Here is a 13,113-nt window from a genome sequence, read left to right as displayed (position 1 = left end):
TACCGGCGACCATGCCCCCCTTGGAACGACCAACCGGGGATGCCCCAAATCTGGGGCATCCCCGGCTGGGAATCGCTCATGTCATCGAGACGTCTGAAAAGGTCAGACGAGCTCGGTGACGGTACCGCCGGCGGCGGTGATCTTCTCCTTGGCGGAGTTGGAGACGGCGTCAACCGTCACCTGCAGCGCCACGGTGAGCTCACCCTGGCCGAGCACCTTGACGAGGCTGTTCTTGCGAACGGCACCCTTGGCGACGAGACCCTCAACGGTGACCTCGCCACCTTCCGGGTACAGCGCGCTCAGCTTGTCGAGGTTCACGACCTGGAACTCGGTCTTGAACGGGTTCTTGAAGCCCTTGAGCTTCGGGAGACGCATGTGGAGGGGCATCTGGCCACCCTCGAAGCGCTCCGGAACCTGGTAACGGGCCTTCGTGCCCTTGGTACCACGACCGGCCGTCTTACCCTTCGACGCCTCACCGCGACCCACACGGGTCTTCGCGGTCTTGGCGCCCGGGGCGGGACGGAGGTTGTGGATCTTGAGCGGGTTGTTCTCCGCCATGATCAGTCGACCTCCTCGACCGTCACGAGGTGCCGCACGGTGTTAGCCATGCCGCGGAACTCGGGACGATCCTCCTTGACGACCACGTCGTTCAGGCGCTTGAGCCCGAGCGAACGCAGGGTGTCGCGGTGGTTCTGCTTGCTGCCGATGTACGACTTCGTCTGCGTGATCTTGAGGCGAGCCATTACGCACCCGCTCCCGCACGTGCACGAAGCAGAGCCGCGGGGGCGACGTCCTCGAGGGGCAGACCACGGCGAGCCGCGATCTCCTCGGGACGCTGCAGGCCCTTGAGGGCCGCCACGGTCGCGTGCACGATGTTGATCGCGTTCGACGAGCCGAGAGACTTCGACAGGATGTCGTGAACGCCGGCGCACTCGAGCACGGCGCGCACCGGGCCACCGGCGATAACGCCGGTACCGGGAGCAGCCGGCTTGAGCAGGACGACGCCCGCAGCCTTCTCGCCCGTGATCGGGTGAGGGATGGTGCCCTGGATACGGGGGACCTTGAAGAAGTGCTTCTTGGCCTCCTCAACACCCTTGGCGATGGCGGCCGGCACCTCCTTGGCCTTGCCGTAACCGACGCCTACCGTGCCATCGCCATCGCCCACTACGACGAGCGCAGTGAAGCTGAAGCGACGGCCACCCTTGACAACCTTGGCGACACGGTTGATCGCGACAACGCGCTCAACGTATGCGGTCTTCTCGGCGGCAGCAGCGCCACCGTCGCGACCCTTCCGGTCCCGCCGCTCGCCGCCACCGGCACCGCTTCCGCGGCGCTGGGGTCCAGCCATTGGAATTACCTCTCTTCGTTTTCCGCTAGCTACGGAACCGGATCAGAACTTCAGACCGGCTTCGCGGGCGGCGTCCGCCAGAGCGGCGATGCGCCCGGCGTACTGGTTACCACCACGGTCGAACACGACAGCCTCGACGCCCGCGGCCTTGGCACGCTCGGCGACCAGGGCGCCGACCTTGCCGGCCTGCGCGGACTTGTCGGCCTCGACACCACGGATCGAGGTGTCCAGGGTCGACGCCGACGCGAGGGTGTGACCCTTAACGTCGTCGATGACCTGGGCCACGATGTGGCGGTTCGAACGCGTCACGACCAGGCGCGGACGCTCGGCCGTACCCGAAACATGCTTACGGATACGAATGTGACGGCGCTTGATGGCAGCACGCTTGTAAGCGTCGCCCTTAGCAATCTTGACACCGTATGCCATGGCTTACTTACCCGCCTTTCCGACCTTGCGGCGGATGACTTCGCCTTCGTACTTGACGCCCTTGGCCTTGTACGGGTCGGGCTTGCGCAGCTTGCGGATGTTGGCCGCAACCTCGCCGACCTTCTGCTTGTCGATGCCCTCGACCGAGAACTTGGTCGGCGACTCGACCTTGAAGGAGATGCCCTCGGGCGCCTCGATCACGATCGAGTGGCTGTAGCCGAGCGAGAACTCCAAGTTGGAGCCCTTCGCCAGGACGCGGTAACCGACACCGCTGATCTCGAGCTTCTTCACGTAACCCTCGGTCACGCCGGTGATCATGTTGGCCACCAGCGTGCGGGACAGGCCGTGCAGAGCCTTGTTCTGACGCTCATCATTGGGACGGGCGACGTTCAGCACGCCGTCCTCGTCCTTCGTGATGACGATCGGAGCGACGATCGTGTGGCTGAGGGAACCCTTGGGGCCCTTAACCGAGACCGTACGACCGTCGATGGTGACGTCCACGCCGGCGGGAACCGTGATGGGGAGCTTGCCAATACGCGACATTAGCTATTCCTCCGTTCCCGACTACCAGACGTAGGCGAGGACTTCCCCACCTACGCCCTTCTTGCCTGCCTGCTGGCCGGTCAGAAGACCGTGCGACGTGGAGATGATCGCCACGCCGAGGCCACCGAGGACCTTGGGCAGGTTGGTGGACTTCGCGTAAACCCGGAGACCGGGCTTGGAGATCCGCTTGATGCCCGCAATGGAGCGCTCACGGTTCGGGCCGAACTTGAGCTCGAGGACGAGGTTCTTGCCAACCTCGGCGTCCTCGGTCTTCCAGCCCGTGATGAAGCCCTCCTGCTGGAGGATCTCCGCGATGTGAGACTTGATCTTGCTGTGCGGCATCGCCACGGTGTCGTGGTACGCCGAGTTCGCGTTACGCAGACGAGTCAGCATGTCCGCGATCGGATCAGTCATGGTCATGAATTGGCCTTCGGCCTCTCTCGCCGGGGTTTCCTGTATGCGCCATCCCTCTCCCCACACAGAGGTGGGACGGGTGCGGTGCGGGGACCTACGGCGTAGTAAGTCGGTATGGGCGGCGGGCGCCCAACCCCACAAGCCTACGGCATGTGAAGGGGGGCTCCCGCCGTCCAAGTACTTACCGAGAGCGTCCGGTAATTCCCAAGTCCCTAAGGACAGAAGGGGATTACCAGGAGCTCTTGGTCACGCCCGGCAGCTCGCCACGGTGAGCCATCTCACGAAGGCACACGCGGCACAGGCCGAACTTGCGGTACACGGAGTGCGGGCGGCCGCAGCGCTGGCAGCGGGTGTAGCCACGCACACCGAACTTCGGCTTACGAGCAGCCTTGGCAATAAGAGCCTTCTTCGCCATCTCGCTTACGCCTCCTTGAACGGGAAGCCGAGGTGACGAAGGAGCGCGCGGCCCTCAGCGTCGTTGGTCGCCGTGGTGACCACGGTGATGTCCATACCCCGGACGCGGTCGATCTTGTCCTGGTCGATCTCGTGGAACATGACCTGCTCCGTGAGACCGAAGGTGTAGTTGCCACGGCCGTCGAACTGCTTGGGAGACAGACCGCGGAAGTCGCGGATGCGCGGAAGCGCGAGCGACAGGGTGCGGTCCAGGAACTCCCACATGCGGTCGCCACGGAGCGTGACGTGGGCACCGATCGGCTGACCCTCGCGCAGCTTGAACTGCGCGATGGACTTGCGGGCCTTGGTGATGGCCGGCTTCTGACCGGTGATCGTGGTCAGGTCACGGACGGCACCGTCCATGAGCTTGGAGTCACGGGCGGCGTCGCCGACACCCATGTTGACCACAATCTTGACGAGGCCCGGGGTCTGCATGACGTTCTCGTACGAGAACTCTTCCTGCAGCTTGCCCGCGATCTCCTCGCGGTACTTCGTCTTGAGACGCGGAGTCGTGGTGGTAGCCATCAGATGTCCTCACCCGTCCGCTTGGCAACGCGAACCTTGTTGCCCTCGTCGTCGAAGCGGTAACCGACACGCGTGACGACCTTGTTGCCGTCCTTCTCCACGACGAGCTGAACATTGCTCACGTGGACAGGGGCCTCGGTCGTGACGATGCCACCGGCCTGCGAACCACTGGCGGTGGGGCCGGCCTTGGTGTGCTTCTTGACCCGGTTGACACCCTCGACCAGGACGCGGTCCTCGCGGGGGAAGGCCGCGATGACCTTGCCCTGCTTGCCCTTGTCCTTACCGGTGATGACCTGTACCAGGTCGCCCTTCTTGATCTTCATGCTTACAGCACCTCCGGCGCGAGCGAGATGATCTTCATGAACTTCTTCTCGCGCAGCTCACGGCCCACCGGGCCGAAGATACGGGTGCCGCGAGGGTCGCCGTCGTTCTTCAGAATGACGGCGGCGTTCTCGTCGAAGCGGATGTACGAGCCGTCCGGACGGCGGCGCTCCTTGACGGTGCGAACGATGACCGCCTTGACGACGTCACCCTTCTTCACGTTGCCGCCGGGGATCGCGTCCTTGACGGTGGCGACGATGACGTCACCGATGCCCGCGTAGCGGCGACCCGAGCCACCGAGAACACGGATGGTGAGAATTTCCTTCGCACCCGTGTTGTCGGCGACGCGCAGTCGCGACTCCTGCTGGATCACGTCTATCTCCTGATTGTCTGCCGGTTCCCGACAGGGGCCTTGTCCCTTACGGGAGTTGGCCCCTGTCGAGCCTGGCGGAACTGATCCGAGGGGAAACCCCCTCGGACTGTATCTATGGGAATTCCCTTACGGGAATTACCTACTTGGCCTTCTCGAGGATCTCGACGATGCGCCAGCGCTTGGTCGCCGACAGCGGACGCGTCTCCATGATGAGGACGCGGTCGCCGACGCCGGCAGCGTTCTGCTCGTCGTGCGCCTTGAGCTTGTTCGTACGGCGGATGACCTTGCCGTACAGCGCGTGCTTGACGCGGTCCTCGACAGCGACGACGACGGTCTTGTCCATCTTGTCGCTGACGACCAGACCCTCACGGGTCTTGCGGAAGCCGCGGGCGGCAGTCTCTTCAGTCACATTGCTCTCGCTCATCAGGCGCTCTCCACCGTCTCGATGCCCAGCTCGCGCTCACGCATGAGGGTGTAGATCCGCGCGATGTCCTTGCGGACGGCCTTGAGCCGACCGTGGTTCTCGAGCTGACCGGTCGCCGCCTGGAAACGGAGGTTGAACAGCTCTTCCTTGGCCTCGCGGAGCTTGTTGAGGAGCTCCTCGTTGCCCAGTTCGCGCAGCTCGGACGCCTTGGTACCGGCCGACATCACGACTCACCTGCCTCGCGCCGAACAATCCGGCACTTCATCGGAAGCTTGTGAGCAGCGCGGGTAAGCGCCTCACGCGCAATCTTCTCGTTCGGGTAGGACAGCTCGAACATCACCCGACCCGGGTGAACGTTCGCGACCCACCACTCGGGGGAACCCTTACCGGAACCCATGCGGGTCTCGGCGGGCTTCTTCGTCAGCGGACGGTCCGGGTAGATGTTGATCCAGACCTTGCCGCCACGCTTGATGTGGCGGGTCATCGCAATACGAGCCGCCTCGATCTGGCGGTTGGTCACGTACGCCGGCGTGAGGGCCTGAATGCCGTACTCGCCGAACGCAACCGTCGTACCACCCTTGGCCTGACCGCGGCGCTTGGGGTGGTGCTGCTTGCGGTGCTTGACCCTACGGGGGATCAGCATTTCGGTCAGGCCTCCGTTCCGGTGCTCTCAGCCGGAGCGGCAGCGGCGGGCGCGTCAGCCTTGGGGGCCTCGGCGGCCGGAGCCGTCTGCTGCTGCGGCTTGCGGCCGCGGCCGCCACGCTCGCCACCACGGCCACCGCCGCGGGCCGGGCGGTCCTGGCCGCCACCACGGGCCGGGCGGTTACCCGCACGGGCCGCAGCGTTCTCGGCGCGGACCTCAGCGATGTTCTTGACGTCGCCCTTGTAGATCCAGACCTTCACACCGATACGGCCGAAGGTCGTCTTGGCCTCGAAGAAGCCGTAGTCGACGTTCGCACGGAGCGTGTGCAGGGGCACACGGCCCTCGCGGTAGAACTCCGAGCGGGACATCTCGGCGCCGCCGAGACGGCCACCACACTGGATCTTGATGCCCTTGGCGCCGGCCTTCATCGCCGTCTGCATGCTCTTACGCATGGCGCGACGGAAGGAGACGCGGGAGGACAGCTGCTCGGCAACGGCCTGGGCAACCAGCTGAGCGTCGGTCTCGGGGTTCTTGACCTCGAGGATGTTCAGCTGGACCTGCTTGCCCGTGAGCTTCTCGAGGTCACCGCGGATGCGGTCGGCCTCGGCGCCACGGCGGCCGATGACGATGCCCGGACGAGCGGTGTGGATGTCCACACGCACGCGGTCACGGGTGCGCTCGATCTCAACCTTCGAGATACCGGCGCGCTCCATGCCGGAGGTCATCATGCGACGGATGGCTACGTCTTCCTTGACGTAGTCCTTGTACAGCTTGTCGGCGTACCAACGGGACTTGAAGTCCGTGGTGATACCGAGCCGGAACCCGTGCGGGTTTACCTTCTGGCCCATTACCGGGTTCCTTCCTTGCTGCTGACGACCACGGTGATGTGGCTGGTCCGCTTACGGATCCGGTAGGCACGGCCCTGAGCACGCGGACGGAACCGCTTCAGGGTCGGGCCCTCATCCACGTACGCCTCGCTGATGACCAGCGAATTGGCGTCGGTGTGGTCGTAGTTGTGTGCAGCGTTGGCGATGGCGCTGTCCAGCACCTTGCCAACCGGCACGCTCGCGGCCTGCGGGGCGAAACGCAGGACCGCCTGAGCCTCCGTGGCATCCATGCCACGGATGAGGTCCACCACTCGGCGGGCCTTCATGGGCGTGACGCGGATGTACCGCGCCTGGGCCCTGGCTTCCATGGTTGTCCCTTCAGTGTTCGTCATAGTCGATTCCACCCCGCCTTAGCGGCGCTTCGACTTCCGGTCGTCCTTGACGTGACCCCGGAAGGTGCGCGTCGGCGAGAACTCGCCGAGCTTGTGGCCGACCATCGACTCGGTGACGAACACCGGGATGTGGGTCTTGCCGTTGTGCACCGCGATCGTGTGACCCAGCATGGCCGGGATGATCATCGAGCGACGGGACCAGGTCTTGATGACGTTCTTGGTACCGGCTTCGTTCTGAGCGTCCACCTTCTTTACGAGGTGGCCGTCAACGAAGGGTCCCTTCTTGAGACTGCGCGGCATCTAAACCCGCTCCTAGCGCTTCTTGTTCGTCTTGCGGCGGCGGACGATGTACTTGTTCGAAGCCTTCTTCGGCGAACGAGTACGACCCTCCTTCTGACCCCACGGGGAGACCGGGTGGCGACCACCGGAGGTCTTGCCCTCACCACCACCGTGCGGGTGGTCAACCGGGTTCATCGCCACACCGCGGACGGTCGGACGAACGCCGAGCCAGCGCTTGCGGCCGGCCTTGCCCCAGTTGATGTTCGACTGCTCGGCGTTGCCGACCTCGCCGATGGTGGCGCGGCAGCGGACGTCGACCAGGCGGATCTCGCCGGACGGCATGCGCAGGTGGGCCATCTGGCCCTCCTTCGCCAGCAGCTGCACGGAGGCACCTGCGGAGCGGGCGAACTTGGCACCGCCACCGGGACGGAGCTCGATCGCGTGGATCGTGGTACCGACCGGGATGTTGCGGAGCGCCAGGTTGTTGCCCGGCTTGATGTCGGCCCCGGGACCGTTCTCGACGCGGTCACCCTGCGACAGGCCACGCGGAGCGACGATGTAACGCTTCTCGCCGTCGGCGTAGTGCAGCAGCGCGATGCGCGCGGTGCGGTTGGGGTCGTACTCGATGTGCGCGACCTTCGCCGGCACGCCGTCCTTGTCGTGACGACGGAAGTCGATCACTCGGTAGGCGCGCTTGTGTCCGCCACCCTGGTGGCGAACGGTCACACGACCGGCGTTGTTACGGCCGCCCTTGCTGTGCAGCGGGCGGACCAGCGACTTCTCCGGCGTGGACCGCGTGACCTCGACGAAGTCGGCGACGGAGGAGCCACGGCGGCCCGGCGTCGTCGGCTTGTACTTGCGGATACCCATTTCTCAGTCCTCGTCCGATATTCGGACCAGGGCGCTCCGTTAGGAGGCCTGGCCGAAGATGTCGATACGGTCGCCCTCAGCGAGGGTCACGATCGCGCGCTTGCTGTCGGCACGCTTGCCGAAGCCCGTGCGGGTCCGCTTGCGCTTGCCCTGGCGGTTGATCGTGTTGACTCCGGTGACCTTGACCGAGAAGACCGCCTGGACGGCCTGCTTGATCTGGGTCTTGTTGGCACGCGGGTCAACGATGAAGGTGTACTTGCCCTCATCGAGGAGCGCGTAGCTCTTCTCGGAGACGACCGGCTTGAGGAGGACGTCACGGGGGTCCGTGAAGCTCTTGCTCAGCGGCGTCTCAACGGTGTTCTTGCCCTCGGCCTCGTGGCGCTTCGCCTTGGCGACGCGCGCGGCCTTGGCGGCCTTGGCCGCCTTGGGGGCAATGCTCGGGTGACGCGTAGCCATCAGGCTTCGCTCCCTTCGGTGTCAGTGGCCTTCGGGCCGGACACGAAGGACTCGAAGGCGGCCTGAGTGAAGACCACGTCGTCCGAGACGAGAACGTCGTACGTGTTCAGCTGGCCCGGCTCCAGGATGTGGACCTGGGGCAGGTTGCGCGCCGAGAGCAGCGCGGCCTCGTCGGCACGGTCGATGACCAGGAGCAGGTTCTTGCGCTCACTGATCTTGCCGAGCAGCGACTTCGCGGCCTTCGTGGAGACTCCGCCCTCGACCACGCCGGTGACGACGTGGATGCGAGCGTTGCGGGCCCGGTCGGTGAGGGCGTGGCGCAGGGCCGCGGCCTTCATCTTCTTCGGGGTCCGCTGCGAGTAGTCACGCGGCTGCGGGCCGTGGACGACGCCACCGCCGGCGAACTGCGGCGCACGGGTCGAACCCTGGCGCGCGCGGCCGGTGCCCTTCTGGCGGTACGGCTTCCTGCCACCACCGCGGACTTCGCCACGGCGCTTGGTCTTGTGCGTGCCCTGACGGGCAGCGGCCAGCTGGGCGACGACGACCTGGTGGAGAAGCGGGATGCTGATCTTCTCTACGTCGAAGATCTCCGCGGGGAGCTCGACCGTCCCGGCCTTGTCGCCTGCCGGCGAAAGGATGTCAATGGTGCTCATCGGTTCCTCAAACCCCCTTGGCCGCGGTACGGACCAGGACGAGGCCACCGTTCGGACCCGGGACTGCGCCCTTGATGAGGAGCAGACCCTTCTCCGCGTCAACGGCGTGAACGGTCAGGTTCTGGGTGGTGACCCGCTCGTTGCCCATGCGACCCGCCATGCGCATGCCCTTGAAGACACGGCCGGGGGTGGCACAGCCACCGATGGAACCGGGCATGCGGTGCACACGGTGGGCACCGTGGGACGCCTTGCCACCCTTGAAGTTGTGGCGCTTCATGACACCGGCGAAGCCCTTGCCCTTGCTCTTCGCGGTGACGTCAACCTTGACGCCGGCCTCGAAGACCTCGGCAGTGATCTCCTGGCCCAGCGTGTACTCGCTGGCGCCGGAGGTACGGAGCTCCACCAGGTGGCGGCGCGGGGTTACGTCGGCCTTGGCGAAGTGGCCCTTGAGGGGCTTGTTCACCTTGCGCGGGTCGATCTCGCCGAAGGCGATCTGGACCGACTCGTAGCCGTCGGTGTCATTCGTACGGACCTGGGTCACGACGTTCGGACCGGCCTTGACCACGGTGACCGGGACGACACGGTTGCTGTCGTCCCAGACCTGGGTCATGCCGAGCTTCTCGCCCAGGATGCCCTTGATCTGCTTAGCCATCTCTTCCGCGCCTCTCAGAGCTTGATCTCGATGTCAACGCCGGCCGGAAGGTCCAGGCGCATCAGCGAGTCAACGGTCTTGGGCGTCGGGTCGAGGATGTCGATCAGGCGCTTGTGCGTGCGCATCTCGAAGTGCTCGCGCGAGTCCTTGTACTTGTGCGGCGACTTGATGACGCAGTACACGTTCTTCTCAGTGGGCAGCGGCACCGGGCCTGCGACCGACGCACCAGTGCGGGTCACCGTCTCGACGATCTTCTTCGCCGAGGAGTCGATGACCTCGTGGTCGTAGGCCTTGAGCCGGATGCGGATCTTCTGTCCCGCCATGGCTACTCAGTAGTCCTGTCTCTCGTAACGCTCTGGAACCTGGGGGGTCCTATTCCGCCCTCCTCCGACCCACGCGGTCGGGCGTGTCGCAGTCTCACTGACGGAAATATCCATACGGATTTCCCTGCGAGGGACTGCGGCCCAAGAACCGCGAAGCCGGGGGAAGAAACCCACCGGGTGCCTGGCTGAGCCACCTCGCTGCACTTCCCGGAAGATTCCCGTACGTCCGCCCTAGCGCTGCCTGCAGATCTTTCGATCTTCTGGCAGATGGGGCGACGAGTACTGTGGGACTCGCTTCCGGTCCTCCCGGCGGGAGGCGTGCAGCATCGGCACTCAACCGAGCAACCCCGACAGTCTGCCACAGTGCGGCCATGCCTGGCCAATCGAGCCGTAGAGAGTACCCCCGGAGTGACGAAGGTCAAACCGGCAGGCCCGCGCGGCGACGAGCGCGCGTGCGCGGGGGCCTGTGAGGGGCATGTCGTGCAGGTCATAGCGCCTCGGGTGATCAGTTGAGGTGCCACAGGGCGCACGTCACGAGCAGCATCACCAGCCCGGCGACTGCCATGAGCGCGCCCAGGAATCGCAGGTGGCCCCGGGCCCCGAAGACGGTCGGAGACCCGTCGAGGCGGCCCATCGCCGCCCACGTGTCCGCATTCTTCCGTCGGATCCGCTCGGACCGCCCGGTCGTGATGCCTCGTACGTCGAAGGATCTCGTACGACCGGAGCACGTGAACGCGCGCTCCGGTGGCCCACGCGACTACCTCAAAGGAACGGACGGGCAAAAGGAACCGGGCCAAGCCCCACCCGCCCCGCTCCCGGCCGCCGGCGAGGCCACTCACTCACATCGGTGAACATCGCCAACTCCACTGGCCAAAGAGCCCGTTGACTGCCCTACTCTCAGCGCGAGACCCAAACACGCAAACAACCGCAGACATGCGACGGCCCCCGGCCGGGACTCGCAATCCCGATCGAGGGCCTGACCACCGAGGAAGTAGGAGCTTCCCGATGGGTACCCAGAACCCTAGCGCGCCCCCGCGCGCCCAGTCCCGCGTTGCCGGTAAAGCCCACCCGAACCGAGGCCCGCGCCGGACTCCACCGCCCCGCCCCGTCGGCATCACCCACGTCAACACCCGCCACACCACCCGCTTCACGGTGATCGGCAACCATCTCGCCCAGCACCGCGAGCTCTCGCTCGTCGCCATCGCACTGGCCGTCCACATCCAGTCCCTGCCGACCGGCTCCCGCGTGGACATCAAGACCCTCACCGCCCGGTTCCCCGAAGGGGCGACTCGTATCGCCGCCGCCCTGCGCGAGCTGGAGGCCCACGGCTACCTCCGCCGCGAACGCCGCCGTGCCGCCGACGGCCGCATCGTCACGCACACGGTCTCCTGCAACCAGCCGCACGCGGCGCCCGGCCCCCGGCGGCAGCCAGTTCCCACATCACCCGTCGAAACAAGCAAGCAGCCGGAACCGTCGGCCCCGCCGTCCCCGCCCCGCGAAGCGGTCACGCCTTCTCCGCCCGGCAAACAAGACCGCCCCCTCCCAGCCGTCCCGCACCCCTCCTGCTCAGGCCCCGCGCTCTTGGAGCAGGCCGCCGAACTGCTCACCACCCTCCGTCGCCACGACCCCCGCCTCCTGTTCTCCGCTCACGACACCGCCCATCTGGCCCCCGGGGTCGCCGCCTGGCTCGAACGCGACGCCGCCCCCGCCGCCGTACGCCACGCCCTCACCCACGACCTGCCGCCAGAGGGCGTACGACGACCCGCCGCTCTCCTCGCCCACCGCCTGTCAGCCCTGTTGCCGCCGCCACCCCCGTTCCGCACCCCGGCGGCCTCCGCACCACCCACCGTCCGGCACCCTCTCCGCAACTGCGACACCTGCGACCGCGCTTTCCGCGCCCCGGAACCAGGCCCCTGCCGCGACTGCCGCATGGCAGCCGACGGCACCGGAAGCGATGCGGCAGTAGAACCATCGGCATGTTGACCGACCAGGTGGTTCCCCGCCCGGAGCAGACACCGGACGCCCTTCGCGCAGCCCTCGCCGTCGTCTCCCCCGCCCGCCTGCCGGAGATGCAGCGGACCAAGGACGAGGCCTTCGCCAAGGCCTTCGAATGGCAGTCCCTCAGCCCGGTGCAGAGCTGGGTTCTCATCTGGGCCAGGGACATCGAGATCTCGCGCCGCGCCGACCTGGCCGCCCGGCACACCCGCGCCACGCGGGATCTGGAACACGAAGACGCGGCCGTCGCCCATGAAGCCCTTCGCGAGCTGAGCGTGGTCTTGAACGAGGCAATGAAGGCAGTGCGGAGTTGAGCTCAGGCCGTCAGCCTCCGCCAACAACCCGGCCAGGCACCCCCGTTCGTGGCAGGACGGTGACATCGCCTCCGAGTACCTGGCCCAGCTGAAGGCGGAGAGCGAGTTCGCAGACGTACCGGCGGAGGAGATGACCCCGGCCCAGTACCAGGAGCTCGCCGCCCGCTACAACGGCGGTCCGTACTGGCAGAGTGACGACGCCCAGGCCTACGGCCGCGGGTTCAACAACAACCTGGACGACGCAAGGAACGCGCTGCGCTGATGACAGATCCCGCCCGCCCCGCCGGTCCCGCGCGCCATGACGACCGCGACGACCGCGGCTGCCTCCGCCTCGTCCTCGCCGTGCCCCTGACCGTGCTCACTCTCATCGCCGCCTACTTCTGCTGGACGGCTCTGACCATCCGGCCGTCGGGGAGTTGGGACGACGACGCGTACGGGGGGATCGTCCTGTCGTGCGTCGTCACCCTCGCGGCCGCCGGGTCGGCTGCCGCGTTGTGGGTGCTTCCGTCGGTGCGGCGGGTCGTGGGGTGGGGGTGGATCGTGCCCGCCATGGCGTTCGGCGTCACCGCCGCCGTGCGGTGGGCCGTCGGCGGCTGAAGGCGCGTGCCGGTGGCGTGCCGGTGGCGGCGGCGTGGCGGCGGCGGCAAACCAAGAGCTTCCCAAGAGTCCCAAAACGTGTGAACAGAACATGTCCGTGCATGGAACCTGACCCCACTGACAAGCCTCTTCTCGGCTGAAGCACCGAGAAGCAGCGCACATTCCGACCGCTGCGTACGGCGGACGGAGGGCGACGCGTGCGACGCGGACGTGGGCAGGACCAGCGTGATCGGACCGCAGAGGACGGCCGCAGCGGGCGAATAGCCGGCGAGGGCCTCCCGGCGG

26 protein-coding genes are annotated in these 13,113 nt (G+C 66.5%); 4 read left to right on the top strand and 22 right to left on the bottom strand.

Annotated features, from left to right (window positions below; genetic code table 11):
- Window positions 1-102 precede the first annotated feature (102 nt).
- The 22 genes from rplO to ACY0PA_RS25235 form a co-directional block, all read right to left on the bottom strand.
- On the bottom strand, window positions 103-558 hold the full coding sequence (rplO, locus tag ACY0PA_RS25340; protein ID WP_100594874.1) for a 50S ribosomal protein L15: 456 nt from the start codon (window positions 556-558) through the stop codon (window positions 103-105).
- A 2-nt stretch (window positions 559-560) separates the two neighbouring features.
- Entirely contained in the window at window positions 561-743 is a 183-nt protein-coding gene (gene rpmD / locus ACY0PA_RS25335; protein WP_041985698.1) for a 50S ribosomal protein L30, read from the bottom strand.
- Window positions 743-1,348 carry a 30S ribosomal protein S5 gene (rpsE, locus tag ACY0PA_RS25330; RefSeq protein WP_326774519.1) on the bottom strand — a complete coding sequence of 202 codons (606 nt, stop codon included), beginning with the start codon at window positions 1,346-1,348 and terminating at the stop codon, window positions 743-745. The genes rpmD and rpsE overlap by 1 nt, the downstream gene beginning before the upstream one ends.
- Window positions 1,349-1,390: 42 nt before the next feature.
- Window positions 1,391-1,774 carry a 50S ribosomal protein L18 gene (gene rplR, locus ACY0PA_RS25325; protein ID WP_100594876.1) on the bottom strand — a complete coding sequence of 128 codons (384 nt, stop codon included), beginning with the start codon at window positions 1,772-1,774 and terminating at the stop codon, window positions 1,391-1,393.
- 3 nt (window positions 1,775-1,777) lie between these two features.
- Window positions 1,778-2,317 (bottom strand): 50S ribosomal protein L6, encoded by a 540-nt coding sequence (gene rplF, locus ACY0PA_RS25320; protein ID WP_266673350.1) that lies wholly within the window; start codon window positions 2,315-2,317, stop codon window positions 1,778-1,780.
- Window positions 2,318-2,338: 21 nt separating this feature from the next.
- A complete protein-coding gene (rpsH, locus tag ACY0PA_RS25315) occupies window positions 2,339-2,737 on the bottom strand; it encodes a 30S ribosomal protein S8 (RefSeq protein WP_030221010.1) in 399 nt (132 codons plus the stop codon).
- Between the two features lie 223 nt (window positions 2,738-2,960).
- On the bottom strand, window positions 2,961-3,146 hold the full coding sequence (locus tag ACY0PA_RS25310; RefSeq protein ID WP_003948630.1) for a type Z 30S ribosomal protein S14: 186 nt from the start codon (window positions 3,144-3,146) through the stop codon (window positions 2,961-2,963).
- Window positions 3,147-3,151: 5 nt separating this feature from the next.
- On the bottom strand, window positions 3,152-3,709 hold the full coding sequence (gene rplE / locus ACY0PA_RS25305; RefSeq protein WP_100594878.1) for a 50S ribosomal protein L5: 558 nt from the start codon (window positions 3,707-3,709) through the stop codon (window positions 3,152-3,154).
- The gene (gene rplX, locus ACY0PA_RS25300; RefSeq protein WP_100594879.1) at window positions 3,709-4,032 is read right to left on the bottom strand and encodes a 50S ribosomal protein L24; all 324 of its coding nucleotides are present in this window, start codon (window positions 4,030-4,032) and stop codon (window positions 3,709-3,711) included. Before rplX ends, rplE begins: the two co-directional genes overlap by 1 nt.
- Window positions 4,033-4,034: 2 nt before the next feature.
- Window positions 4,035-4,403 (bottom strand): 50S ribosomal protein L14, encoded by a 369-nt coding sequence (rplN, locus tag ACY0PA_RS25295; protein WP_003974257.1) that lies wholly within the window; start codon window positions 4,401-4,403, stop codon window positions 4,035-4,037.
- Between the two features lie 139 nt (window positions 4,404-4,542).
- Window positions 4,543-4,827: a 30S ribosomal protein S17 gene (rpsQ, locus tag ACY0PA_RS25290; protein WP_100594880.1), complete on the bottom strand. Its 285-nt coding sequence runs from the start codon at window positions 4,825-4,827 to the stop codon at window positions 4,543-4,545.
- Window positions 4,827-5,051, bottom strand: coding sequence for a 50S ribosomal protein L29 (gene rpmC, locus ACY0PA_RS25285; protein ID WP_010036720.1), 225 nt, complete (start codon window positions 5,049-5,051; stop codon window positions 4,827-4,829). Before rpmC ends, rpsQ begins: the two co-directional genes overlap by 1 nt.
- Window positions 5,051-5,470: a 50S ribosomal protein L16 gene (gene rplP / locus ACY0PA_RS25280; RefSeq protein ID WP_030782563.1), complete on the bottom strand. Its 420-nt coding sequence runs from the start codon at window positions 5,468-5,470 to the stop codon at window positions 5,051-5,053. Before rplP ends, rpmC begins: the two co-directional genes overlap by 1 nt.
- Before the next feature lie 5 nt (window positions 5,471-5,475).
- Window positions 5,476-6,318 (bottom strand): 30S ribosomal protein S3, encoded by an 843-nt coding sequence (rpsC, locus tag ACY0PA_RS25275; protein WP_473079944.1) that lies wholly within the window; start codon window positions 6,316-6,318, stop codon window positions 5,476-5,478.
- Window positions 6,318-6,665: a 50S ribosomal protein L22 gene (gene rplV / locus ACY0PA_RS25270; RefSeq protein ID WP_026249422.1), complete on the bottom strand. Its 348-nt coding sequence runs from the start codon at window positions 6,663-6,665 to the stop codon at window positions 6,318-6,320. Before rplV ends, rpsC begins: the two co-directional genes overlap by 1 nt.
- A 42-nt stretch (window positions 6,666-6,707) precedes the next feature.
- Window positions 6,708-6,989, bottom strand: coding sequence for a 30S ribosomal protein S19 (rpsS, locus tag ACY0PA_RS25265; protein ID WP_015035577.1), 282 nt, complete (start codon window positions 6,987-6,989; stop codon window positions 6,708-6,710).
- A gap of 12 nt (window positions 6,990-7,001) precedes the next feature.
- Window positions 7,002-7,838, bottom strand: a complete 837-nt coding sequence (rplB, locus tag ACY0PA_RS25260) for a 50S ribosomal protein L2 (RefSeq protein WP_116511060.1) — start codon at window positions 7,836-7,838, stop codon at window positions 7,002-7,004.
- Between the two features lie 39 nt (window positions 7,839-7,877).
- Window positions 7,878-8,294: a 50S ribosomal protein L23 gene (gene rplW, locus ACY0PA_RS25255; protein WP_116511062.1), complete on the bottom strand. Its 417-nt coding sequence runs from the start codon at window positions 8,292-8,294 to the stop codon at window positions 7,878-7,880.
- Window positions 8,294-8,947 (bottom strand): 50S ribosomal protein L4, encoded by a 654-nt coding sequence (rplD, locus tag ACY0PA_RS25250; RefSeq protein ID WP_116511064.1) that lies wholly within the window; start codon window positions 8,945-8,947, stop codon window positions 8,294-8,296. The genes rplW and rplD overlap by 1 nt, the downstream gene beginning before the upstream one ends.
- A 7-nt stretch (window positions 8,948-8,954) precedes the next feature.
- Window positions 8,955-9,599, bottom strand: a complete 645-nt coding sequence (rplC, locus tag ACY0PA_RS25245; protein ID WP_454403429.1) for a 50S ribosomal protein L3 — start codon at window positions 9,597-9,599, stop codon at window positions 8,955-8,957.
- A 14-nt stretch (window positions 9,600-9,613) separates the two neighbouring features.
- Window positions 9,614-9,922 (bottom strand): 30S ribosomal protein S10, encoded by a 309-nt coding sequence (gene rpsJ / locus ACY0PA_RS25240; protein WP_003948644.1) that lies wholly within the window; start codon window positions 9,920-9,922, stop codon window positions 9,614-9,616.
- Between the two features lie 505 nt (window positions 9,923-10,427).
- On the bottom strand, window positions 10,428-10,556 hold the full coding sequence (locus tag ACY0PA_RS25235) for a hypothetical protein (protein WP_473079943.1): 129 nt from the start codon (window positions 10,554-10,556) through the stop codon (window positions 10,428-10,430).
- Window positions 10,557-10,927: 371 nt separating this feature from the next.
- Here ACY0PA_RS25235 and ACY0PA_RS25230 point away from each other — a divergent pair, with 371 nt between their 5' ends.
- The 4 genes from ACY0PA_RS25230 to ACY0PA_RS25215 all read left to right on the top strand — a co-directional run bounded on the left by ACY0PA_RS25230 (window position 10,928) and on the right by ACY0PA_RS25215 (window position 12,828).
- Entirely contained in the window at window positions 10,928-11,905 is a 978-nt protein-coding gene (locus ACY0PA_RS25230) for a helix-turn-helix domain-containing protein (protein ID WP_473079942.1), read from the top strand.
- Entirely contained in the window at window positions 11,899-12,231 is a 333-nt protein-coding gene (locus ACY0PA_RS25225; protein WP_473079941.1) for a hypothetical protein, read from the top strand. Before ACY0PA_RS25230 ends, ACY0PA_RS25225 begins: the two co-directional genes overlap by 7 nt.
- A gap of 130 nt (window positions 12,232-12,361) precedes the next feature.
- Window positions 12,362-12,493 carry a hypothetical protein gene (locus ACY0PA_RS25220; protein WP_473079940.1) on the top strand — a complete coding sequence of 44 codons (132 nt, stop codon included), beginning with the start codon at window positions 12,362-12,364 and terminating at the stop codon, window positions 12,491-12,493.
- Window positions 12,493-12,828 carry a hypothetical protein gene (locus ACY0PA_RS25215; protein ID WP_473079939.1) on the top strand — a complete coding sequence of 112 codons (336 nt, stop codon included), beginning with the start codon at window positions 12,493-12,495 and terminating at the stop codon, window positions 12,826-12,828. Before ACY0PA_RS25220 ends, ACY0PA_RS25215 begins: the two co-directional genes overlap by 1 nt.
- The last annotated feature ends 285 nt before the right edge of the window (window positions 12,829-13,113 follow it).

The organism is Streptomyces sp. DS1-CR2 (assembly GCF_055760475.1).
The sequence above is the reverse complement of the archived record's forward strand: the minus strand, read 5'-3'. Positions and strand labels throughout refer to the sequence as shown.

Coding starts and splice junctions, on each gene's coding strand:
- rplV (WP_026249422.1), bottom strand. CDS start 6,665: ATGGAAGCCAGGGCCCAGGCGCGGTACATCCGCGTCACGCCCATGAAG.
- rplX (WP_100594879.1), bottom strand. CDS start 4,032: ATGAAGATCAAGAAGGGCGACCTGGTACAGGTCATCACCGGTAAGGAC.
- ACY0PA_RS25220 (WP_473079940.1), top strand. CDS start 12,362: ATGACCCCGGCCCAGTACCAGGAGCTCGCCGCCCGCTACAACGGCGGT.
- ACY0PA_RS25230 (WP_473079942.1), top strand. CDS start 10,928: ATGGGTACCCAGAACCCTAGCGCGCCCCCGCGCGCCCAGTCCCGCGTT.
- rplD (WP_116511064.1), bottom strand. CDS start 8,947: ATGAGCACCATTGACATCCTTTCGCCGGCAGGCGACAAGGCCGGGACG.
- rplR (WP_100594876.1), bottom strand. CDS start 1,774: ATGGCATACGGTGTCAAGATTGCTAAGGGCGACGCTTACAAGCGTGCT.
- rplB (WP_116511060.1), bottom strand. CDS start 7,838: ATGGGTATCCGCAAGTACAAGCCGACGACGCCGGGCCGCCGTGGCTCC.
- rpsE (WP_326774519.1), bottom strand. CDS start 1,348: ATGGCTGGACCCCAGCGCCGCGGAAGCGGTGCCGGTGGCGGCGAGCGG.
- rplC (WP_454403429.1), bottom strand. CDS start 9,599: ATGGCTAAGCAGATCAAGGGCATCCTGGGCGAGAAGCTCGGCATGACC.
- rpsS (WP_015035577.1), bottom strand. CDS start 6,989: ATGCCGCGCAGTCTCAAGAAGGGACCCTTCGTTGACGGCCACCTCGTA.
- ACY0PA_RS25225 (WP_473079941.1), top strand. CDS start 11,899: ATGTTGACCGACCAGGTGGTTCCCCGCCCGGAGCAGACACCGGACGCC.
- ACY0PA_RS25310 (WP_003948630.1), bottom strand. CDS start 3,146: ATGGCGAAGAAGGCTCTTATTGCCAAGGCTGCTCGTAAGCCGAAGTTC.
- ACY0PA_RS25235 (WP_473079943.1), bottom strand. CDS start 10,556: ATGGGCCGCCTCGACGGGTCTCCGACCGTCTTCGGGGCCCGGGGCCAC.
- rpmD (WP_041985698.1), bottom strand. CDS start 743: ATGGCTCGCCTCAAGATCACGCAGACGAAGTCGTACATCGGCAGCAAG.
- rplE (WP_100594878.1), bottom strand. CDS start 3,709: ATGGCTACCACCACGACTCCGCGTCTCAAGACGAAGTACCGCGAGGAG.
- rpmC (WP_010036720.1), bottom strand. CDS start 5,051: ATGTCGGCCGGTACCAAGGCGTCCGAGCTGCGCGAACTGGGCAACGAG.
- rpsQ (WP_100594880.1), bottom strand. CDS start 4,827: ATGAGCGAGAGCAATGTGACTGAAGAGACTGCCGCCCGCGGCTTCCGC.
- ACY0PA_RS25215 (WP_473079939.1), top strand. CDS start 12,493: ATGACAGATCCCGCCCGCCCCGCCGGTCCCGCGCGCCATGACGACCGC.
- rplO (WP_100594874.1), bottom strand. CDS start 558: ATGGCGGAGAACAACCCGCTCAAGATCCACAACCTCCGTCCCGCCCCG.
- rplW (WP_116511062.1), bottom strand. CDS start 8,294: ATGGCTACGCGTCACCCGAGCATTGCCCCCAAGGCGGCCAAGGCCGCC.
- rpsH (WP_030221010.1), bottom strand. CDS start 2,737: ATGACCATGACTGATCCGATCGCGGACATGCTGACTCGTCTGCGTAAC.
- rpsJ (WP_003948644.1), bottom strand. CDS start 9,922: ATGGCGGGACAGAAGATCCGCATCCGGCTCAAGGCCTACGACCACGAG.
- rplP (WP_030782563.1), bottom strand. CDS start 5,470: ATGCTGATCCCCCGTAGGGTCAAGCACCGCAAGCAGCACCACCCCAAG.
- rpsC (WP_473079944.1), bottom strand. CDS start 6,318: ATGGGCCAGAAGGTAAACCCGCACGGGTTCCGGCTCGGTATCACCACG.
- rplF (WP_266673350.1), bottom strand. CDS start 2,317: ATGTCGCGTATTGGCAAGCTCCCCATCACGGTTCCCGCCGGCGTGGAC.